The following is a 22,453-nucleotide window of genomic DNA, read 5'->3' on the forward strand; positions in this document are numbered from 1 at the left end:
CTACGATTTAAAACGTGAGGAAGGAAAGCCATATAAAGTAGCCATTATTGCTTGTGCTAATAAGCTTTTACACTGGATTTATGCGATTTTAAAAACGAAAACACCATTCCAAGAAACTATTTAGTAATAGCATTTTCAAATAAAACAAAAACCTTCCACACTGAATAAGGAGGGTTATTTGTCTTGCGCATTTTTAGTATAATATGAAGTGTTTTTCGATTAAAAATGTTTTTCTTGACATTCTATGAGCTGGTTTCGTTGAAGAAGAGATAGTTTTAATGGATTTTCACTACTTTCGTGGAAAACCGTGTCTCTTTGCACTCCACGCTATAATCAAAGCAACAAGCTGCAACATCAACAGCACTCCAGGAAATGACTGTACACCTACAATCTCTAGCAAAGCACCACCAACAATGCCTCCGCCAGCAATTGCCAAATTCCATACAGTGGTATTGATAGGCATTACGACATCAACACCTTCTTCACCGCTTGCATCAGCAAGCGCGGTTTGCAACAGGGTGGCTGCACCTCCGAAAGTAAGTCCCCATAAAGCCACTGCAAAATAAACAATGGATTCCGATTCGGCTCCCACCCATAGTACTGCGGCTACCAGCGCAAAGCCGAGCAGACTGATCAATACAAGCAGTCGCAACATGCGGTCTACCAACAGACCAACAATCCAGATGGAGACAAGCGCAGTTAATCCAAAAACCAGCAAGACTAGGTCGACATTTCCAGCGAGTCCGTAAGGCTCAAGAAACGGTGAAATATACGTATATAAAATATTGTGTGCCAACATCCAAGTGAGCACTACCATGAGAATCGGACGTATGCCAGGCAAAACAAACACCTGACCAACTGTCATTCTTTGCTTTGCAGATTGCCTAGGATAATCCGGCACCTTCCAGAACACCCATACAATTAAAACAAGAGTCAGAAGAGACATGAGTCCGAATACGGCACGCCAACCGATTAAGTCACCGAGCAAGGTACCGACCGGCACTCCGAATGTAAGAGCAATCGGCGTTCCTACCATTGCGACAGCTAAAGCACGGCCTCTTAAGGCATCCGGTACCATACGCCGTGCGTAACCGGCGATCATTCCCCAAGCAGCGCCAGCAGCCACACCGGCAAAAAATCGCGCGATAAGTGTTAAAGCATAGCTGGTCGCCAAGGCTGTAATTGTGTTGAATACTAAGAATCCCACAATAATGGAGATAAGCAGCAGACGTCGTCTATACCCGCTAGTAAACATTGCGAATGGAATTGCTGCTACAAGTGAGCCAATAGCATAAAGGGTAACTAGTTGCCCAGCCATCGCTTTGGTAACATGCAGCCCTTCTCCGATTAACGGTAGTAATCCAGCTGGGATCGTTTCTGTAAGAATACAGATAAATCCTGTCATTGCAAGCGCTAGTAGTGCAAGCCAGGGAAGTCGTGCAGGTATAGGTATGTTAGCTGATTGAACCATACCCTTAGATGATGAAAAGTGGGACAAATTTATTTCCTCCTTTAGATTAACTAATTATGGACCGGTCATTCCATATATTAGTTTCAACCACATCACTTGTCAAGGACTTCTGGAACGATTATTATATAATTAATAAAGGAGGTCATCTAATGCCACGAACTGGACGCCCCCGCGGATTCAACCGTGACGAGGCTGTTGTTGCCGCAATGCTTCTATTCTGGGAACACGGCTTTGAATCCACTTCACTTGCTCAGTTGCGCGCTGCGATGGGAGGTATATCTCCCGCAAGTTTTTACGCTGCGTTCGAGTCCAAGGAAGGACTATTCCGCGAAGTGGTGCAACAGTATATCTCTACTTATGGACAGGTTTCGGAAAGCTTTTGCGATACGACGATGACATCGAAAGCAGCCATCGAGCAGGGTTTACGGCGATCGGCACGGATGCAGACAGAGAGGTCACACCCTCAAGGCTGTCTATTGGTTTTGTCCGCTGTAAACTGTTCTCCTGAGCAAAAACACATTCGAGATATGCTCGCCAAAGAGCGAGAAAGGGTTCGCAATTGGATTAAGGATTGTATAGAACGAGCAGTAGCAAATGGAGAGTTGCCTGATTCTACAGATATTCACATGCTGGTAACCTTATTTGAAACATTTCTTCAAGGAATTTCAACACAAGCTCAGGACGGTGCTCCATACGAGATAATTGATGCTGCCATAACTCAATTGATGAGCATATGGGATACATTGTCTGCTAGCTAATCAAAGCGTTTAGAGGATTAATTGAAGAATTTATACTAAATGGCGGGCAACTTGGTCTGATTAAAAATTTACTATAGGTATATACTCTTGTATTTTGAAAAAAAAGATTATTTAAAATGGGGGACTTTATTGGAATTAAAAAATTTTTATCGGACTTTATTATTAATGATCAATCTTTTTTACAAAGATACATTATCATTTTGGTTTGTAACATAAATTAAATTGGTTAATGGAATGACTCCTATACCATTGGGATTATCTCCAACAGGTATATTAGCAAACACAGTATTTGTTAATCCACTAATTTCGGAAACATTATCACTATCACGATTTTGGTACGTAAATATTATTCATAGCTATATTAACTGCCACTTCACCTGCAGTAGTCCCGACAGGAACAGTAGCAATCACTGTATTGGTTGCTCCATCAATCAAGGAAACAGTGTTACTAGTGAAATTTGATATTTAAATAAGATTAGTATTTGGATTGACCCCTATTCTGAACGGATTCACTCCGACTGGAATCTGAGTTATCACGGCATTAGTAAACAACTTTATTGTCACCTAACATTTAAATAATAAAGGATGAAACAGTTTATATAAACTCAATTTAATTAGAAAATAATAGACAAAGTCGAAAAAATCGACTTTGTCTACAGTCTGAAACCTCTTACAAATGTAAGAGGATTTTATAATTAAATTGGAGTTGCATAAATCTGATTTTCTGTTGGATCCCAAATGATAATCCCAACATCTTGTTTTTGATCTATAATACGAATAGTAACGGGTATATAATCAAATGAAATAGTATTTAATTTAGTACTAGTTAATAAAATAGTATTTAATTTAGTACTAGTTAACTGTAAAAGACCAATCAATTCAGTATCCTTTATTAAAGGTACATTAATATCTATTTTTAAATCGGTTAATTTACCGTTTTCATATCGAAGTTTACCGATTATTTTAAGATTTAAATGTTTAAAGCTTTCTTGAATATCTTCTTTGAAAATTAATAACTTATTATTATAGGTATCTTTGTCTAAACTATATAATGAATCTGAAGGGAATGTATAATTCTCCCTATCTATATCAATCCATTTATCTATTTTATCCTCTCCTTCAGGTATAAAAGTTTCAGCTAAAAATATTCCTGGAATTATATCATTTTTATTTGATTCTTGATACAAAGTTACATAAATAGGGACATTAGGTATTTTTTCGTTATTTCTAATATCTTTTATTATAGTTCCGGCTATTTCCTTACCGTAATTTTCCACATCATTAACGTTATCTTCGTTAGTATCGACTTTAACTTGATCTGTATAAACTAGACCTTTATCATCAGATACCCTAATGTCATAAAATTCATTTAAGGATATAGCTAAAGACATTCCTTCTATTTTTCCACTTTCTTTGTTAATAAAATTTTGTTCTAATACATGGGATAATATCTTAGGATTATTTTTTTCATCCTCTAAAACATCTCCTGTATTATTTTTTATAGATGGGTTTAAACCAACACCTTCTTTTGATTTTCTATCTAACCATTGATTAATAATCTTTTTATCTAAATATTGACCTTCCTGCATATAAAACTTCTTTGTAGAAAAGTGATTTACGGATAAATCCATTAGTCCTTTTTCAATTTCATTGACATTTAATGAATTGTTTATATTACTAAGTATCAGTCCTCTTGAGATATTAGATTTTGCAGGTTGTTTAATTTCATATATTTCCTTTTTTTGAATTGATGATATATTTATTTGTTCATCATCACTACAAGAAACTAAAAAAAATAGTGGTGATATAAAAAACAACATACTCTTCCTTATATCCATTTATTAGATACTCCTTACTAAATTATATATAATTAAAACCTTTAACATTATTGTATACCAATGGTTACTATAACTTACCATTTTCATGAATGTATACAGCATAGTTGTGCTTTTTCTTTACCTAACTACTTTTAACCAACCTTTATCATTCGTATCCAGTGACTAATGCATTGATGTTAAATATGTTCAGGGGCTTTTTAGACAGTCCCTTATTTTTATTGAGTAATGCGCTCGAAAAAGGCTTTTGTTTTTTCTAAATCAGTTACATGTTTATTGCATTTTTGGCTATCTGCGCAAATGTAATTACTATAATTCGTGAACGTTCCAACGACTTGCCCTTTTACAGAAGTAGTAAATAAGGCAACATCGGAAAGACGGTTACAAATAGCACATATTCCTTTAATTGTTTCATTTGAGAAAGTACCTTTAATCGCTTTTAGCTGTTCATTTTGCTCAATTACGACATATTTCCGATGTGTTCCAGGATCATCCCAAGCTAAATAACAAATCTGCTGAAAGTCTATTTCTTCAAGCTTCGGTAGCTTTAGCTTTTTTTCCTTTTTAAATAGGTTCTTCAGTGTGCTTGTAGTGACTGCTTTGAAAGGAAGGACATATGATTTTAATTGCTCTAAATACTCTTCACCCTGTGCCCGATCTGTAACATTAAAAAGCTGTTCGATTAGCTGGGCTTCCTCAGCAGACAGCGCTAATTTTGCTGTAATTTCACTATCAACAATGCCACGTACGGCAAGGATGACGTTTTTATCTTTTGTCGTTGCAAGTGTTTGCAATATTTTATTCATTTGCTGTTCAAGTAAATGATAGTTAGCGACCGTTAAAAACGCTTGAATTGTTTGTTTTTCCATTTGAAATCACTCCTGTACATTCGGCTTTAAATAGGGTTTGTGACCTAAAGAGATCAAAGCGGCCTTCTTTACCATTGAATATTCACCGCTAACTTGATAAGCGATAATAGGTAAATTAATTATATTTTTTAATATCTAGAATAATATCTAGGTAGGTGAGAACTGATCTAAAAGATTCATAGAAGGCAGAACTATATTTTACCCCATATATTATATAATTTTTAGGAATGCCTCAATCTAACTTTGAACTCTGATTCTACATATAAATTCTCCATCAAAACTAGTGTTTTAGTATTATTTATTCTTTTTTGTATTTATTTGCGATTTTATAAAAAAACACAATATAAATGCTATGACTATTAGAATGAAAGCAGACATAAAGCCATTATTAAGTCCCTTCAATAATGGGGATAAAGAAATGTCCCCATAATTATTTGAATATCTAGTAACTGTAGCCGACATAACCCCTACCATTATTGCAGCTCCAAGTGAAGCAAACACTTGACGAACAGTATTATTAATTGCAGAACCGTGACTTATTAAATCATTAGACAATGCATTTATCCCTGCTGTGGCTAACGGCATCATTACAAATCCCATACCTAACATCCTTAATGAATAAAGACAAACAATCCACCAAGTAGCTGTATCCTTAGTGAGCAATAAGAAAGGAAATGTTGCTACAGTTAGAATAAACATGCCAATCATTGATATTTTTTTGACACCATACTTATCAAATAGTTTCCCCGCAATTGGTGAAATCACACCTAAAACAATTGCACCAGGAAGTAATATTAGCCCTGATTGAAGTGCTGAAAATCCCTTTATTGATTGTGTATAGATTGGTAAGAGAATTTCTGATCCAATCATTGTCATAAAAATAATAGCGACAATAATTGTAGACAAAGTAAAAGTTCTACTTTTAAATACCCTTAACTCCAAAAATGGTTGTGCTAATTTAAATTGACGACGGGAAAATATTACTATGACTACAATACCTATTACGCAATAAATCCACGTAGTCATATTTTGCCACCCTATATTTCCTGCAACACTTATCCCATAGAGCAGTGAACCTAAACCTATGCTACTAAGGAAAATAGAAAAGAAATCAACCTTCGGTTTAGTTAAATTAATTATGTTTTTCATATAGAAGAATGCTAGCAATATATTAACCCCGACGATTGGAAGAATTATATAAAATAAGTAACGCCAATCATAATAATCAACAATCCAACCAGATAGAGTTGGACCGATTGCAGGAGAAAATGCTATAACAATTCCTACTAACCCCATGGCTTCCCCTCGCCGTTCAGCTGGATATACCAAAAACATTAGCGTTTGCATTAAAGGAATCATTAATCCTGAGCCAACAGCTTGAATGATACGTCCTAAAAGTAGTGTGTTAAATGTTGTACTTAATGCACAAATTACAGTACCTATTGCAAAACTACACATTGCCACAAAAAATAAGGTTCTATTGGTTATTGTATTTAACAAAAATGCTGAAGTAGGAATCATTATGCCACTGATTAACATAAATGCTGTGATAAGCCATTGTGCATTAATAGCATTGATATCTAAATCACTCATTATTTTTGGTAAAGCGGTAACCAATAAGGTTTGATTAATAATAGTTAAAAAAGTTCCAACCATTAAAACAAGTACAAATCCAGTTCGTTTAAAGTGATTTCCATTTATATCAACTGGTTGCGTTTGATTTTTTTTCATATTACTCTCATCCCTCTCACAAAATAAACTGATGTATATTTTTTTGTACCCAAGTTCATTTTTATGATAATATGGTATAATAAAGATGTCAATAATTATTTTGAGGAGATAACAATGCATGAGTAAAAAAGAGAAAATCATTGAAGTAGCAAAACAGTTGTTTCGAACAAAAGGCTATCACGATACTGCAATCCAAGATATCTTGGAACATTCCAGAGTTTCCAAAGGCACATTTTATAATTACTTCTCTACGAAATCACAATTAATTCTTAATATTATTCAAAAAGTCGATGCAAAAGTCGAAGAACAGCAAAACTTGTTGCTAATTGAAGGAAATCCTTATGATAAGCAAATTTTTTATTCTCAGCTTCGAGTAAAACACTCCCTCTATAGCACCGAGAAAATTTCAGAGTTATATAATATTTCTTTGGGGGAAAATGATGAGGCATTACAGAAATATATGACGGAGAACCATTATAAAGAGTTGAATTGGCTAGCAAAACGCTTAATAGAGGTTTATGGCAATGAAATAGAAGAAAGCGCAATGGATTTATCCACCCATTTTATTGGAGGATTAGGTTATCAATTTAGATATTCTGATCAAATGAAGCTGAATCTTAATAGTTCTGATATTTTAGATTACAATATTCTACGTTTGGAGAAAAACATTGAAATAACAAAACAATCTAATCAAATTCTCTTTCCATATAAATCGCCTAGTTCAGTAGAAAATCAAGAAATGTCTACCAATAAAATACAAAAATTACTTAAAAAAGCAATAAATGATTATGAATTTCCAGATGAAGAAAAAGAAATAATTAGTTTTATTTTGGATGAAACTCAAAACTCATATGTAAGATGGGGTGTTTGTGAAGGAGCTATTCGACAATTAAAAATACTATCCTCTTCTAAATCAAATAATGAACAACTATTTAATGAAGTATTTAATATCATTTATAAACAAAAAAATAAATAACTTATAAATTAATTAAAAAGCTGAATTAATGATTCAACAGAATCCAAAGCGAGACTGTCTTTAATTTAGTTCATTATTGATATATTATGATTTAAACATGTGTTGTATATGAATACTATTACAAAAGTAGTTAAGTTTTAAATTAGTTTTCAAAAAGCAGGGTTGATTATTGCTTCGTCATCAATTATTATTGTGTTACTTTCACAATATGAGAAAGGAGGCAAAAAGTAATGGGAACTGATTTCATCAAAGTAGAGTTTAGAAAGCATGTAAAAGTTTCAGAAGATTTAGGTACAACGGGACCAGTATGCCCTTTTTTACAAAAACAGAAAATGAAAATTACTACCGGAAGACTTTTTGCCACCTTATATAATTGGTAAAAACTTATGAATCTATTACATTCGTAAAAATGCATACGAATGATTAGGCACCGGTTGTTAAACCGGTGCCTTTTTGTGTTCGATCAGTTAGTTAGATTGGAGAACCGAATCTTTAAACCTGCTATACAAAAAATGGTGAGTTCGTTGATTTGGTTTTACAATATAAATGATTATGAGGTGAGGTTTATGGTGATAGCAGTGGATTTAGCCTCCTAAAATTACAATATATTTTAGGAGGAAATAAAATGAAAATGGATAGTAAATCTAAAGAAATGATTCAATCTGAAAAAAAGGGTTCTACTAAGCTATTAATGATGGTACTCTCCCTGTCTGTACTTGTAGCTGCAATTACTGTTGATTTAGTCAATCCAGTACTTCCACTTATTAGCAAAGATTTAAAAGCTTCGAAATCTCAAGTGAGTTGGGTAGTTAGTGGTATTGCACTTGTTCTTGCGATTGGAGTTCCGATTTATGGTCGAATCTCCGACTTTTTTGAGTTGCGGAGGCTGTATATCTTTGCCATTATGATTCTGGCAAGTGGTAGTCTTTTATGTGCAATTGCCCCGAACCTTCCATTGTTGGTTTTGGGAAGAATGATTCAGGGTGCTGGGATGTCTGCAATTCCTGTTCTATCAGTCATTGCTATTTCGAAGATTTTCCCTCAAGGAAAACGTGGAGGAGCTTTGGGAATTATCGCAGGAAGTATTGGTGTTGGAACTGCTGCTGGTCCAATTTTTGGCGGAGTGGTTGGTCAATATTTAGGGTGGAATGCACTGTTTTGGTTCACATTTTTGTTAGCTATTATGATTGTCATTGGTTCCTACTTTACATTACCGACAATTAAACCGGCGGTAGCTGTAGGAAGCAATAAGAACTTTGATTTCATTGGTGGTTTATTGCTCGGTCTCACAGTAGGATTACTTCTTTTTGGCATCACTCAAGGAGAGACTTCTGGTTTTTCTTCGTTCTCATCGTTAACTAGCCTAATTGGTTCTATTGTAGCTTTGGTGGGATTTATTTGGCGAATTGTTACCGCAAAACATCCATTTGTACCACCGGTTCTGTTCAATAATAAGGATTATGTCAATACGGTCATTATTGCATTCTTTTCGATGTTTGCTTATTTCGCTGTTCTTGTGTTCGTTCCATTGCTAGTCGTAGAGGTGAATGGCCTCTCTTCTGGACAAGCTGGAATGATATTGTTGCCAGGTGGTGTAGCTGTAGCAATCTTATCACCCTTTGTTGGCCGTCTTTCTGATCGATTTGGGGATAAGCGTCTGATACTTACAGGGATGACCCTGATGGGACTTTCTACCCTATTCTTGTCCACCTATGCATCTGGTGCTTCACCCCTTTTAGTTTCTTTTGGGGTCCTCGGAATAGGGATTGCTTTTGCATTCACGAATTCACCCGCAAATAACGCCGCGGTAAGTGCACTCGAGGCAGACCAAGTTGGTGTCGGAATGGGGGTTTTCCAAGGTGCTTTGTACCTTGGAGCAGGAACTGGAGCAGGCATGATTGGAGCATTATTATCTGCTCGACGTGATACTACTGAGCCGATAAATCCATTTTATATATTGGACGCTATGTCCTACTCAGATGCGTTCCTTGCAGCTACAGGGGCAATACTTATTGCCCTAATAGCTGGATTAGGTTTGCAAAAATATCGTAGGTAATAACATAGTTATGTAAAGATTAGTTATTGCTTAGTTCATCTTCTATAGTTTTAACCTGTAAATAAATAGCTAAGACTACTGGTTTTAAAAATTAAATCTTGTAAAAGAAGAATGCATCTTTAAAGATTAATCAGTTTCTTTAAATACAAACAATAAAAACTAGTTTCTCGAATATCAATGAGAGCTAGTTTTTATGTACTTCCTTTAAAGATTTACATTAATATATGTAGGAATAGAAAGATTCCTTAGATTTTTCAAAAAGCTTCATCAAAAAACCTTCGTCGTTAGTTGAAGAAGAACTCAGTCCATAACTTTTAAGTTGTGGTATTATCAGTGAAAAACTTACATACTTATTACAATTGTAGCTTTAGAATAAAGATGGATCAAATTAATACTAATAGCCTTGATAAACAAGAAAAAAGAAAGAGCGTGTTTTGAAAAAGATTAATCAAAACACGCTCTTAATATATTTTATTGAATCATTCTTTTATAAAAAAGTTTGATCATTTCTATGATATTTCCTCCATTAAAGCGTCCTATTGCGGAAGACTGTGGTCAAACTGTGCAACAAATCTTAGGGAACAGTTCTTCGTATAACTACCCCCTTAGATTATGTAATTAATTTGCTACTTCTGATCTCCCAGGAAAAATCTTTTCAAACAATGAAATCAGTAATGAGCGAATGCGGATGTTAAGATATAACTTACAACGAAACCAAGTAGTAAAACAGACAGAGAAATAATTTATATACGTTTATAATAAAACAAAGTTTCAAAAACTTCATTTAGAAATGTCTTTCCGTCGTTCATCCCTCTATACACCATTCTACAAAATGTCCATTTAATGGAAATAAGCGCTGTTCCTTGTTACAGAAAAGCGCCCTTTCATGGAATTGAACTGAACCCTATAAAGTAGACAGTTTAATAAAAGACCATTCTCTACATTAAACAGCGATTAGATGACTTCGGTATGCTGCTGGAGTCATTTTTTTTAATGTCCATTGCTTTCTTGTATTGTTGTAGTGCTCCATATAATCATCTATCATATATTTTAATTCTGCTAAGCTTTCAGCTTCTTTATCGTCTATTTCATCTTTAAAATGCCCAAAGAATGACTCCATTGGCGAATTATCTAGGCAGTTTCCACGGCGAGACATTGACTGAAGTAATCCCATTTCTTTGACGCATTTTTGAAATGCTGGGTGTGTATAATGGAAACCTTAATCTGAATGAATCATCGCTTCTGGGTGTAAGTTGTCATTGATATGCTCTTCTAATTTCTTTAGCGTACGATAAACAAACTCCATGCGTAAACTTGTCGATACGTCATATGCAACGATTTCTCGTGTTGCAACATCCTTTATACACGATAGATACGCTGTTTGTCCGCCACGGTATTGTAAATACGTAATATCTGTTAAAAACACTCTGCCTGGCTCTGTTTGATGAAAATTACAATTTAGATGATTAGGTACTTGACGATGGATTTTTGTAGCTTTGGCAAGATTTCGATAAGGGTTTGCACGTCTTACTTTCGAATATAGATTGAATTTACGCATTAATCGTAGAATTTTTTTATGATTCATCGGGGTTTCTAGTAGTTCTTCTAGTGCCATGTAAAGTCCTCGATAACCCGCTTTTCCTTTTGATGCATCATAAATTGTTTTTAATAGGACGTAGTCCTGAAAATCTGCTTCTTCACGTATCGCTTGTTTCTCACTATTTTGGAGCCATTTATAATAACCACTGGGGCTTACATTTGCCAAATAACATAAATAACGTGTCATATTTTTCAACTGATACAGTCGAATGGTATCATTAATTGCTTGATACTTTTCCCTTGGTATTAAAATCGCCGTTTCTTTGCCTGCCTTTCCATCTCGTCTAGCTTTTTTAACAGTGTTAATTCAGCTTCAAGGAAACGAATACGTGCCTCTGCTTTTTCTAATTTCTTTTCAGCCGATAGGTTTTCTTTCTTTGGTCGACCAGAACCTCCTTTTCCGCGTCTTTCCTCCGAAAATGCTTGTTCTCCATGAGTTTTAAAAGATGCTCTCCATCGTTTAATCGATGATCTTGCTTTTTCCACACCAATCACTTCTAAATCAAATCCGTTTTCTTTAAAGATTTGTACTGGTCCCTTTCCAGCTAGATTTTCTTTGATTGCAAAAATTTTAAATTCCGGTGTATATTGAATAGAACGATCTGATACAGATGCTACAAATCGATTTGCTTCTATTTGTCGTATTTGATATTCGTTAAAAATGATTTTACTCATGATAATTTCTCCCGTTCTTAATTTCGTATATTTCAGTATAACGGGTTTTTTAGTGAAATGAACAAAAAAACCCGAATAGGGTCACTTTTTAAAGTGTCCACTATTCGGGGTTCAGTTCAAATAACTAAAATATGGGCTTTTATTACTGTAAACATCCTCCTTTTAAGATTTCAATAAAAGGAGTATTTTGTTACAAGGGAGCAAGTAGAAATTTTAATTCTAAATTTATTGAATAAATAATTCTAATATATTAGAATATAGGGAATACATAATAAGGAGGCTCTTTTATGAAACACCTTTATTCTCCGTATCCAGCTGAAAGCATTTCCTTACAAGTAGAATCCTCACCTGTTTGGGAAGTGATACTTGGTATTGCAGGGTACACACACGGACAACTTCGACATACATTCGATTTAGATGAAAAGTGGATATCAGAGCAAGATTCAATGCCATCATCATTATTAAAACATTTGAAGGTGATTGAGGAGACCAATTTTTGGTATGGACTGATTATGCTTCAAGATAAACTATCTGCATTATCTGTTCAAGATTTTTCGAATCAACTTTCAGAAATTCCAATTCCTTGCTTTTATGACGTGCTTTTGCCGTACAAAGATCGGAATACAGAGCCAATAAGAAAAGCGACAGCCACTGAACATCATCGAGGTGAATTATTTGAGAAGTATGCGACATATTTTGAAGACCATGATTACTTAGGTGGGTATGTTCGTAATCTTAGTCATTATTCACCACAAGAAATTTGTGACCTATTCAACAATACATTGGTTGAGTGGTACAGGTGGGTAAGCCGACAAGAAGAATGGGAAAAATGGACTCATGCGCTTGCTTTTGAACAGAAACAATACAAATCATTGGATATAACAAATCCTATTGAGGAAATCGAACGAATTACGGGTGGAATCAAGTATCTCCCTGAACCTTCTGTCTGGAATGTCAAATTAATTCCACACGTATCTTATCGTCCTTGGATCTTAGAAAAACGCACACCTGATACTAAACTTTTCTTTTATCCTTTAAAGGAAGAATATTTGATAGAGCCTGGTGTTCCATCGAATGAGTTAATTCGTGGTCATAAGGCCTTAGGGGATGAACTTCGATTGAAATTGCTTTATCAACTTCTAAAGGGACCTTTATCACTTCAAGAGTTGAGCGTGCAGTTTAATACATCTAAAACAACACTACATCACCAACTTTCTATATTGAAAGCAGCAAAGTTTATTCGTGTTGATAAAGGTATCTATTCAGCAAATCTAACGCAGATTAACGCTTTTTCTGGACGACTCACTCAGTACCTGGGGGTTCACAAATGAACAAGTTCTCTAAGTCATTTAAAGCACTTTGGATAGGTGAAATTGTATCAGAATTTGGTGGAGCAGCTGGAGGAATCATTAATGGATTGTTACTTTATGAATTGACAGGTTCAAGGGAATGGATGGGTGTACTTTGGCTTGTATATTTTATCCCCTCTTTAATTTTGCAAGGCATTAGTGCACCTTTCCTAAACCATGTTGTGAAGGAGAAAATGCTTCAAAACATACAATTGATTCGTGCTGGAGCCTACATCCTTCCACTTGTTGGTTATTTAATTGGTACAGACGTGGGAACCATTTTAGGATTAGTCGTTTTACAATGTTTGTTAGGCTTGATGCAACCAATTTACGCCAGTCTATCTTTTTCACTTCTACCCGAAATTTGTAAAGAGAAGAACTTGTCGAAGCAAATGCATTACTAGATGGAACTATTCGACTTATGAGTTTTATCGCTCCTGGAGCAACTTCATTATTGCTGTTGGTCAGTCCTATACATTTTATATATGGATTTTCATCTGTTATGTTCCTCGTCAGCTTTCTCGCACTTTCACGTATCCCTCAATCAAGTAAGAAGAAAGTGGCGACTTGGACAAAGAAATTTTGGTGGGCAGAAATGAAGGAAGGCTATCGAACATTCTTTAAATATCCAAATCTTTTTCGACTTACCATTCTTTCTTCCACGGTACAATTTGCGGTTGGAGCAACGATGGTTTTAAGTATTCCTTTTATACGAGGAGACCTTAATGGTCATTCTTGGGAATATGCGATCTTTTCTGGGTCTTTCCCAGTCGGTTATGCTGTAGGTATGGTACTACTTACGAAGTTACCAAAAACTTATCAAACTATGTACCTCGGTTTAATAGGAGGAGGTCTTTCATTCGTACTCTTGTTTTTTGTAAATTCAGTTCCTATTGCATGGGTGTGTGAATTGTTTGGGGGAATGGTATTTCCTTTATTCAATGCCCAAAGTGCAGCAATTTTTCAGCGTGAAGCTCCTAGAGATCGTTTAACCCAACTAAGTGCAGTTCGACTACTATTCATTCGAGTTACCATGCCATTAGGGATATTGTTTGCTTCCTCAACATTTTTAGATTTAAGTACGCGTCAAATATATGCGATTGTTGGTATGTTAATTGTTTTACCTGGATTATTTCACCTCCTTGCTTCATTTTCCCAACCAAATAAAGATTTACTTACAAATAAAAAATAAAAAACAAGTAAATGTAGCTTTAGAATACAGATTGATCAAAAAATTACCTTCAGACTTTATTTATCAGCAAATGCAAAAACTCCATTTTGAAAAAAGATTGATCAAAATGGAGTTAAACTTTATCTAACTCTATATTTCAAGAATAACATCCATTGAAAACGTTCCTCAACAATCTGGCCCTTTAATGAAAACGAGCGCTGATCCTTGTTACAGAATCGCGCCCTTTTGTGGAAAATCAGCGATGTAATAAACCACATATGATTAAGAAAGTATAGCTCGTTAAATCTATTATTTCTACTCCAATTCTGTGTGTTTCATATAATACTCCATCGCTTGATTAAGCCATTTCTGTTCATCTTCTGTAAATGGAGAAGGTGTCATATCTTCAAAATCTTGAATATCTAGTTTTTTTACGTCAACTTCAGCTAGCTTTTTCATCAAATCCTCACCAAAAAACATAAAAGACGCTTCTAGATACGATTTAATCATTTCTTGTACTTTTAAATCCTCTACAGGTTTACCATAATGTTGTTTTACTTCTTTAGCAAATTGAATAAAGGTTTGATCCAATGTGGCTTTTTCTTCTTCAGTTTTCTTTGACAACCCTTCCACTACTTCTGTCAGCATGGGCTGCTCCATCCATTCTTTTTGGATATTTTCCATTTGTATGCCATGAATGAGGCTGAATAATATGGCGCTATCCACTTCCCCTACTTCCTCCAGTAACTTAATGACTCTCTTGATAGCAGTCATTGATTGTTCAATGCTTTCTTTTTCTTTTTCTAATGCCTGTAAGTGAAGGGATAAAGCTTCATTTAATTCAACGGTAAAACTCGATTCATGTAGCAAATTAGCGATTTTATCTAGACTATACCCTAGAAATTTTAGACTTAGGATTTTTTGTAAGGTTATTATATCTTGATAATTGTAAATGCGGTGGCCTGAAAATGGTTTTTTTTCTGGTCGTAATAAACCAATTTCATCATAGTAATGTAACGTAGGAATAGATATTCCTGTCTTTTCTGAAAATTCCCCAATGGAGAATTTGTTATTCTTATTCATCAAAATTCCTCCCATCAATAGTATAAGTTCATTATAAAACCTCAAGTAACTATAGGTTCAAGAGGGAAATTTGAAAATAAAATAGTGCATGTAATCTATATTTGATGTATTGTCCCCGTTCATTCCACGATCCTTACTCCATTTAATGGCCCGATTGCTGAATAAGGAAAAATCCTGCATATAACAGGATTTTTCATCAAACTTTTATAAATTATCATTCTAAGCCATCCCACAAACTCCACTAGATCTTCTAGCCTTATATACTTATAGTCTTTGTTTGTTTCAGCTAAATAGGTGAAAAAATGTTTTAAGGAATAACAATATGTTTTTTGAGTATTTGGGCTTTTTCCTGTTTTATCTAAATACTTTATATACTTCATGACTGGCATCACTGGAAAACCTTCTTGATTCAGTAATATGTATCTTTTATTGTTATTCTCTATGAGAATTTCTTGTACTCTCAAAGCACTCCCCCCAATAATTTTATTAATGCTGGTTAAAATCCACGAAGCTTTTATGCTGTTTACTATGTCTTCCACTCAAGAGGAATACAAGTTCGCCATAATATATTAGACATATTAAACTATTTTTTTGATATCCAATTAATAAATCTAATATAAATAAAATAAGAGGATATATGCTCTTATATTGAACATTATATCCTCTTATTAGTTTAGTCTATTTAACTATTTGGATGTGACTTGATTATTTATAATAAATTTTGAGACTTAACATTTTTACCAGATACAGCAAACTTGTGGCTTTCTTCGTCAAAGCTTAAAGTGAACCTAAATTCATTCATTAAGCTTCCTGTGTAATCACTAAGTCTCAGCGTCGGACTAACCCAAAACACGACTTCATTTCCTTCCATCTTCCAACCGTTCTCAAAGCCTTTGTGCTTTTCTTCAAGACGTGTTTCGATAGATTGTCCGTTATTACTGATTGTGTTCTTTACTAAATCAATAAAGTTAATTTGTGCATTTATATTCATCTTCCTCACCTCCGCTTACACTAATCAAAGTGTTATTGGTATTATATGGTTATAAATATAAAAATAAAACATAAAAGAGACCACCAATTTAGTAGTATCCAACGCTTGTTTTCAGAATATACATACAAGTGACCCGAGCTTATTATTGTAAGGAAATTAATTCTTCTGGGCTAATTTCCATGCCTACTTCTTCTTGTTCTAATTCATTCTTTTGCTTTTCTTTTGTCAAAATACTCACCACCAATAAATATTAAATTGTCCATTTTTGGTTATGACTCTTTTAGATGTATAAAGAAAGAAAAAGCATACAAAATAAGATTATAGTGTCCCTACACTATTTAGGGGCTGCAGTGATTTCACTCGCTGTAGCTTTTTAAATAATAAAATGGTTTAATGCCTAACATAATTCTCTATTTTAATACATAAAATGAAAGTGTTCTGTCAAGATGTTTTAGATGTTCCACCTATTAATCCTTGAGAACCTGATACTTCCTCCTAATGTTCCTTAAGGGTATTTTATTTTGCAATAAACTATACAAACCAAGTAATCCAATTATAAATAGTAGTGTTAAGCTAATTTTGCTTAGCTTGGCATCTCCCAATTTGTTTGTTTAGGGTCATTTCTAGCCTAGTGTAATTAATATTTGTTTTAGTGATCCCATAAAGGTTAAAGGTATTTTCAATATTAGATAAAACGACAAAAGGTATTCGGAACGTGGTCACTCCGAATACCTTTTAAAATTTTATCAGCAATACCTCTCCCCAATTATGCGCGCAGGCGGCGGGTGTAGCTGACGGCATTCGCCTTTCGCTACAGAGCGAAAACATGCGTTGAGGCCGCAGGAGCATAGTGACAAGGAGACTGAAGCCACGCTCGCATTACTGTTGGACATCCGTTTACTCCACGATTTCAAGCAATTCTTCAAACGAACCACTCACCAGTTCATAGCTATAGCCGTTGATAAATAGAAATCCATCTTGCGTAATTTTGACTTCTAGATTATGGTCATAAAAAAATATATCCAGTTGATAGTCAACTTCAAAGGGTATGTCTTTAAAGAGCGTTCTTTTTATCTGCCAACTATTTAAAGCCAGACGCACTTCATCTAAACGTGCATCCTGTTGATTTAAAATTGCGATACTTTCATTTAAGTTATCATTCTTTTCCCAAATAGTAATTCTCTCCAAAATTCCTTCAAAATCATTACTTGGAATAAATTCATCGACAAAATTCTTTGTGCTAAATTTAGCAAATATCATTATAGCGATGATAAGTAGCACGATTGTAACAAGTAATAGTGTCACTCGTTTAGATAACATCTCGTAGCCCCCTTCACAATGTCCTTTCTATACTTTACGGAATATTACGATAAAAGTTTCACAAAATTTTCCACAAGAGACAATATTTCAGAAATAATCACTCAATAGTATCATAAACAATAGCCTCTGCCATAAAAAACAGTGTCTATAAGCCGAAAAATCAACTTAATAGACACTGCGCATGAACTGTCACCTATTCACTTTTATTGTTCAGCTTCGCCGACTATTTAAGCGATAGAACAGGCAATTTTTACAGTGCAAAATAAAAGAGCATTTAGAGGCTATTACTACATCTAGATGCCTCTTTTATTTTATAACTCGAACTGAATACGCTCGATTCATAAATTGTGCACGTGTCACTGGTTCGTCATCGTGTAGCAATCTAGTCATGTCTTCAATGTGTTGTCGGTCCACTTTGGAAGCTACTTGTAGCCTTGAAATATCCTAAAAGACAGTAAAAAGAGCATCTGGCAGTTACTTTTACTGTGTAGATGCTCTTTTCTGCTTAATCAAGTTGGTAGCCATAAATATTAACGCTTGGTACATACTTCACAGTATTATCGAAACTTGGAGCATCAATGCTTTCGTTCGATGCTTAATAAAATTATTGTTGACGCGATTCTGTCATTTGCTTCCACACAGAGCCTTTTGCTTCTTCACCCTGTTCTATACGAGCAATGGCCATCTTCACTTGGAGTTTTACTTCAAACTCTTTATCGTCTTGGGCTGCCTTTAATGCTTGTAACGATTTCTCAGTGCCCACTTCATATAAGTACATCGCTGCGCGCCAACGAACAAGCTTATTTTTGTCCTGTAACGCTTGTTGCATGGCCTCTTCAAATTCGACTAAACCTAGGTCACTCATACAATCCCCTGCAGTACGACGCACCGCGGCACTTTTATCCTGCAAAGCTTTTTCCAAATACGGTACAACCGCAACATCTTCAATCATGCCTAAATAAACCGTTGCTAGGCGACGAATGGACATTTGTTCATCTTGTAAGGCTACATCTAAAAGTGGTAAGTCATCTAGTTCTGGATCAGCCATTTGGTCGAGTAATTGGAAACGCTTTTCCCATTCTGGTTGTTGGAACTGCTCCACAGAAATTTTTAACTTAGCTGGTTTTTGGTTCGTTTTCTCTGCATCATTCACTGTTGCCACAATGTCAGCTAAACGTTCCACTGAATAGGTCACATCGATTTCCTGCTTCACTGCTTCGGCAATTTCCTCAAGCTCCCCATAGCGCACGCCATAGTCAATCCACTTACGTTGGAAAATATAATTTTCATCTACATCCGTTTCGTTAATTTTATTAAAGGTTTCGACAAAACGCTCTCCACAGCTCGCACGGTGTTCACGCTGATTATCAAAGACCTTCACCTGCAATGGCACTTGTTTGTAAAACTGTACATGGACGTAAACCTCTCCATAAAACTCATTGGCGACCTGTATGTCATTTGTTTCCTGTACATCTTCACCTAACACTTGGCGAATGCTCGATAAAATACCTTCCCAGGCGTACTTCGCATTGCGTTCGACCGCAAAGAAATCAGCTACATGATAAACGCCTTTAACGCCTTCAATCGCTAAAATCGCGGCCGCCTCGCCAGTGGCTTGGTCTTTATTGTCTTTTGTAAAGTTATAGCTTTTACCAAACGGTAACTCCGTATCCACGATAATTTTCATAGAGTTAGGACTGGGTGTCGGTTCAATTGTTATAATCTTCATATACTATGCTCCTTATTACGATTTCATCTAAGTACGACCATCTTTCAATCAGATGCTCATAGTGTGCATTTAACTCCTCTAGTTTAGCCGTTAAATCCTGTAGTTTCGTAAAATCAGCACCTGCGTTTGCGATACCTTCCTCCGCTTCCATAATAGCGGTCTCTGTCTTTTCGATATCAACTGCAATGGTTTCCCATTCTTTTTGCTCTTTAAATGATAATTTTTTCTTCTCAGACTTTGGCTTTTCGGCCTTCGGTTTCTCGATTTTCGGAGCATCCACCTTAACCGTGGCTTGCTGCTCACGCTTCTGTAAGTATTCACTATAAATATCGAGTGACTCTTCTACATGACCTTGGCCATCTAAAATCCATAATTTCTTAGCAATCCGATCAAGGAAGAAGCGATCATGGGAAATGGTGATAACAACGCCAGGGAAATGCTCAATGAAATCCTCTAATACCCCTAGTGTTTCAATATCTAAATCATTTGTAGGCTCATCCAGTAACAACACGTTAGGTTGTTCCATTAGTAACTTTAATAAATGCAGGCGTTTTCGTTCCCCACCAGATAGCTTGCCGATTGGCGTACCATGCGCATGCAGTGGGAATAAGAAGCGCTCAAGCATTTGGGCAGCCGAATAGCGTACCCCCTCTGCATCCGTTATATCATTGGAAGCTTCACGAATATATTCAATCATGCGCTCGTTTTCATTCATTTTCGGTAAAGTTTGCTTGAAATGTGCTAGTTTCACTGTTGAGCCGACGTGAATCTCGCCAGCATCTGGTGTAATCTCACCCGCCAGCATATTTAGTAATGTTGATTTACCAACACCGTTGGCCCCAATAATACCGATACGATCACCCTGTTGCAGTAAAAAGGCGAAGTTCTCTAGAATTTTTTGTGCGCCATACGCTTTTGAAATGTTTTCAGCCTCTAATACTTTACGGCCCAGACGAGTCGTTGCTAAGCCCATTTCAAGGGACACGTCATCTGTCTTACGTTCTAGATTATCCTCTAACTGTTCGAATCGTTGAATACGGGCCTTTTGCTTTGTTGAGCGCGCCTTAGCCCCACGACGAATCCATTTTAATTCCGAACGGTAGCGGTTGCGGTCCTTTTGAGCAGATGCCGCAGCCATTTCTTCACGAATAGCACGGGCCTCTAAAAAGTCACCGTAATTCCCAGTATGACGATACAAGGTCTGATTGGCTAACTCATAAATATGTGTCGACAGTTCATCTAAGAAATAACGATCATGGGTAATGAAAATGACAGCACCCTTTAAACGTAAAACCATTTCCTGTAGCCATTCCGTAGACTGTACATCTAAATGGTTGGTCGGCTCGTCCAGTAAATAAAGGTCAGCCGGTTCTATTAATACTTTCGCTAACGCGACACGTTTTTGTTGACCCCCTGATAGTGTCAATACATCTTTATCAAACATTTCAATGCCAAGCTTTGTTAACGCCGTTTTGGCAAGCGCATTGACATCCCATGCCTGCTCCTCATCCATACGATGCTGTAAGCTAAACAACGTTTTTTGCAGACTTTCAGATGTTGGATTTAATGCAAGTGCCGCAACCGTCTCTTCATATTCACGGTTGAGTTTTAGGATAGGCGAATCTCCTGAAAACACTGCTTGTAGTACTGTTTCCCCGCTATTAAAAGTCGGCTCCTGTGGTAAATAGGCTACGCGGTATTTATTTGGTCGGTCAATGTCCATCGCATCCGCTTCGATTTGACCAGCTAGAATAGAAAACAATGTCGATTTCCCCGTACCATTAATGCCGATTAAACCTGCACGCTCCCCTTCATAAAGGGTAAACTCAATATTTTGAAAGAGCGTTTTATCGCCCACCGTTTTCGTTAAATTTTGTACGATTAAATGACTCATTCCGTTTTTCCATCTCTTTCGTTTTAAGTGTTGTTAGTGCCCACACTACTTTTACATGTAAACATCTCTATCTATATTTTTATTGATATCCTTGTTTATCATAACATCAAACAAAAGGTAAACAAAGGACAACAAACTTTTCCTCATGTGTAAAGTAGATGGACTTCAGGCATATACGCATATACGCTCTTCGTTACGCTATTTTTATTAAATAGAGAACCCTTTGACCTCAAAGGTTGAGGATTCATAGAAACAGCCATTATCCCTGTTTCGCCTCGTTCCTACGTTGACATACTTTGTCACTTTAAAGCACTAATTTTTGATTATCCCTATTCACGGGTATGACTTCAGTCACCGCCCTTGGAAACAGGGCAACAATTTTGACTTCTCACGATGGTGTAAATTGGACAACAAAATAGTGGAATGAATACGATGACTCATGATTTTGAGGAAATCATCTATGATCGTAATAAATTCATTGCTGCTACTAGAAATCTTCTTGCTATAGTAACCTCAACGATGACACTAAAAATAATATTCTATTACAAACTACTCAATCAATGCTTGCTCAAGCTAAAACAGCCAGAAGGAATCTTGCAACTTCTTCAATGAAATATTTCAATTCAAAGAGGCTGGAACAAAAGAGAAAAAGTGTTAGATCGACATCAGTCAATCTAACACTTTTTTTGCTGTGAACGTTGATGTCCGCTACGGCGGACGCTTTCCGGGGGGGGGGCGTGGCCTGAACCTGTTAGTCTCAGGCGTCACGCTAATCCCCCAGGAGTCGCCGCCTTCGCTACCATCAACTAGTGCACTCTTCTAAATTTTATTGATGCCAAAAGGAAGAACGTCTAAATTTTTCTTCATTTTAGATAGCAACAATTTAATAATACCTTTGCTCCTCTTTCTTAAAATTTTAAGTTTTGTCCCAGCCTTTTTTCTGTAC

The 22,453-nt window shown here is 35.9% G+C and carries 17 protein-coding genes and 4 pseudogenes; 8 read left to right on the forward strand and 13 right to left on the reverse strand.

What is annotated here, in order from left to right; genetic code table 11:
* A pseudogene (locus tag C9J35_RS18045) lies at nucleotides 1–124 on the forward strand (IS110 family transposase); the annotation flags it as partial.
* Between the two features lie 165 nt (nucleotides 125–289).
* Here C9J35_RS18045 and C9J35_RS18050 read toward each other — a convergent pair.
* Nucleotides 290–1,498: an MFS transporter gene (locus C9J35_RS18050; protein ID WP_054770023.1), complete on the reverse strand. Its 1,209-nt coding sequence runs from the start codon at nucleotides 1,496–1,498 to the stop codon at nucleotides 290–292.
* Nucleotides 1,499–1,620: 122 nt separating this feature from the next.
* Here C9J35_RS18050 and C9J35_RS18055 point away from each other — a divergent pair, with 122 nt between their 5' ends.
* Entirely contained in the window at nucleotides 1,621–2,229 is a 609-nt protein-coding gene (locus tag C9J35_RS18055; protein WP_054770022.1) for a TetR/AcrR family transcriptional regulator, read from the forward strand.
* 324 nt (nucleotides 2,230–2,553) lie between these two features.
* Here C9J35_RS18055 and C9J35_RS24920 read toward each other — a convergent pair whose 3' ends face one another.
* From C9J35_RS24920 to C9J35_RS18080, 5 genes and pseudogenes are all read right to left on the reverse strand, one after another.
* The gene (locus tag C9J35_RS24920; protein WP_107925723.1) at nucleotides 2,554–2,694 is read right to left on the reverse strand and encodes a hypothetical protein; all 141 of its coding nucleotides are present in this window, start codon (nucleotides 2,692–2,694) and stop codon (nucleotides 2,554–2,556) included.
* A gap of 230 nt (nucleotides 2,695–2,924) precedes the next feature.
* Nucleotides 2,925–4,067 carry a CamS family sex pheromone protein gene (locus C9J35_RS18065; protein WP_107925725.1) on the reverse strand — a complete coding sequence of 381 codons (1,143 nt, stop codon included), beginning with the start codon at nucleotides 4,065–4,067 and terminating at the stop codon, nucleotides 2,925–2,927.
* Between the two features lie 215 nt (nucleotides 4,068–4,282).
* Entirely contained in the window at nucleotides 4,283–4,933 is a 651-nt protein-coding gene (locus tag C9J35_RS18070; RefSeq protein ID WP_107925727.1) for a FusB/FusC family EF-G-binding protein, read from the reverse strand.
* A gap of 57 nt (nucleotides 4,934–4,990) precedes the next feature.
* Nucleotides 4,991–5,141: pseudogene (locus tag C9J35_RS18075) on the reverse strand (porphobilinogen synthase); the annotation flags it as partial.
* Between the two features lie 86 nt (nucleotides 5,142–5,227).
* Nucleotides 5,228–6,664: an MDR family MFS transporter gene (locus tag C9J35_RS18080; protein WP_107925729.1), complete on the reverse strand. Its 1,437-nt coding sequence runs from the start codon at nucleotides 6,662–6,664 to the stop codon at nucleotides 5,228–5,230.
* A gap of 118 nt (nucleotides 6,665–6,782) precedes the next feature.
* Between C9J35_RS18080 and C9J35_RS18085 the strand changes: the two genes are divergently transcribed.
* The 3 genes from C9J35_RS18085 to fexA all read left to right on the forward strand — a co-directional run bounded on the left by C9J35_RS18085 (nucleotide 6,783) and on the right by fexA (nucleotide 9,696).
* Nucleotides 6,783–7,640 (forward strand): TetR/AcrR family transcriptional regulator, encoded by an 858-nt coding sequence (locus tag C9J35_RS18085; RefSeq protein ID WP_107925731.1) that lies wholly within the window; start codon nucleotides 6,783–6,785, stop codon nucleotides 7,638–7,640.
* A 230-nt stretch (nucleotides 7,641–7,870) separates the two neighbouring features.
* Nucleotides 7,871–8,020, forward strand: coding sequence for a hypothetical protein (locus tag C9J35_RS23745; protein ID WP_167396007.1), 150 nt, complete (start codon nucleotides 7,871–7,873; stop codon nucleotides 8,018–8,020).
* A 245-nt stretch (nucleotides 8,021–8,265) separates the two neighbouring features.
* Nucleotides 8,266–9,696: a chloramphenicol/florfenicol efflux MFS transporter FexA gene (fexA, locus tag C9J35_RS18090; RefSeq protein WP_107925733.1), complete on the forward strand. Its 1,431-nt coding sequence runs from the start codon at nucleotides 8,266–8,268 to the stop codon at nucleotides 9,694–9,696.
* Between the two features lie 943 nt (nucleotides 9,697–10,639).
* Here the strand turns inward: fexA and C9J35_RS18095 are convergent.
* Nucleotides 10,640–11,970: pseudogene (locus C9J35_RS18095) on the reverse strand (IS3 family transposase).
* 287 nt (nucleotides 11,971–12,257) lie between these two features.
* Between C9J35_RS18095 and C9J35_RS18100 the strand changes: the two are divergent.
* Genes C9J35_RS18100 through C9J35_RS24315 form a run of 3 tightly spaced genes read left to right on the forward strand, consistent with a single transcriptional unit; the run spans nucleotide 12,258 to nucleotide 14,511 of the window.
* Nucleotides 12,258–13,301 carry an ArsR family transcriptional regulator gene (locus C9J35_RS18100; protein WP_054769956.1) on the forward strand — a complete coding sequence of 348 codons (1,044 nt, stop codon included), beginning with the start codon at nucleotides 12,258–12,260 and terminating at the stop codon, nucleotides 13,299–13,301.
* A complete protein-coding gene (locus C9J35_RS24310) occupies nucleotides 13,298–13,723 on the forward strand; it encodes an MFS transporter (protein ID WP_235616360.1) in 426 nt (141 codons plus the stop codon). Before C9J35_RS18100 ends, C9J35_RS24310 begins: the two co-directional genes overlap by 4 nt.
* A gap of 17 nt (nucleotides 13,724–13,740) precedes the next feature.
* Nucleotides 13,741–14,511, forward strand: coding sequence for an MFS transporter (locus tag C9J35_RS24315; RefSeq protein WP_235616361.1), 771 nt, complete (start codon nucleotides 13,741–13,743; stop codon nucleotides 14,509–14,511).
* Nucleotides 14,512–14,805: 294 nt separating this feature from the next.
* Here C9J35_RS24315 and C9J35_RS18110 read toward each other — a convergent pair whose 3' ends face one another.
* The 6 genes and pseudogenes from C9J35_RS18110 to C9J35_RS18135 form a co-directional block, all read right to left on the reverse strand.
* Nucleotides 14,806–15,573, reverse strand: coding sequence for a MerR family transcriptional regulator (locus C9J35_RS18110; protein WP_107925735.1), 768 nt, complete (start codon nucleotides 15,571–15,573; stop codon nucleotides 14,806–14,808).
* Between the two features lie 218 nt (nucleotides 15,574–15,791).
* A pseudogene (locus C9J35_RS18115) lies at nucleotides 15,792–16,037 on the reverse strand (site-specific integrase); the annotation flags it as partial.
* Between the two features lie 245 nt (nucleotides 16,038–16,282).
* Nucleotides 16,283–16,564, reverse strand: coding sequence for a hypothetical protein (locus C9J35_RS18120; RefSeq protein ID WP_054769954.1), 282 nt, complete (start codon nucleotides 16,562–16,564; stop codon nucleotides 16,283–16,285).
* Nucleotides 16,565–17,461: 897 nt separating this feature from the next.
* Complete coding sequence (locus C9J35_RS18125; protein WP_107925737.1) at nucleotides 17,462–17,884, reverse strand: hypothetical protein; 423 nt, start codon at nucleotides 17,882–17,884, stop codon at nucleotides 17,462–17,464.
* 604 nt (nucleotides 17,885–18,488) lie between these two features.
* Nucleotides 18,489–19,613, reverse strand: a complete 1,125-nt coding sequence (locus C9J35_RS18130) for a conserved virulence factor C family protein (RefSeq protein ID WP_054769952.1) — start codon at nucleotides 19,611–19,613, stop codon at nucleotides 18,489–18,491.
* A complete protein-coding gene (locus C9J35_RS18135; RefSeq protein WP_107925739.1) occupies nucleotides 19,594–21,507 on the reverse strand; it encodes an ABC-F family ATP-binding cassette domain-containing protein in 1,914 nt (637 codons plus the stop codon). The genes C9J35_RS18130 and C9J35_RS18135 overlap by 20 nt, the downstream gene beginning before the upstream one ends.
* Nucleotides 21,508–22,453 lie beyond the last annotated feature (946 nt).

The organism is Lysinibacillus parviboronicapiens, from assembly GCF_003049575.1.
Taxonomy (GTDB): domain Bacteria; phylum Bacillota; class Bacilli; order Bacillales_A; family Planococcaceae; genus Lysinibacillus; species Lysinibacillus parviboronicapiens.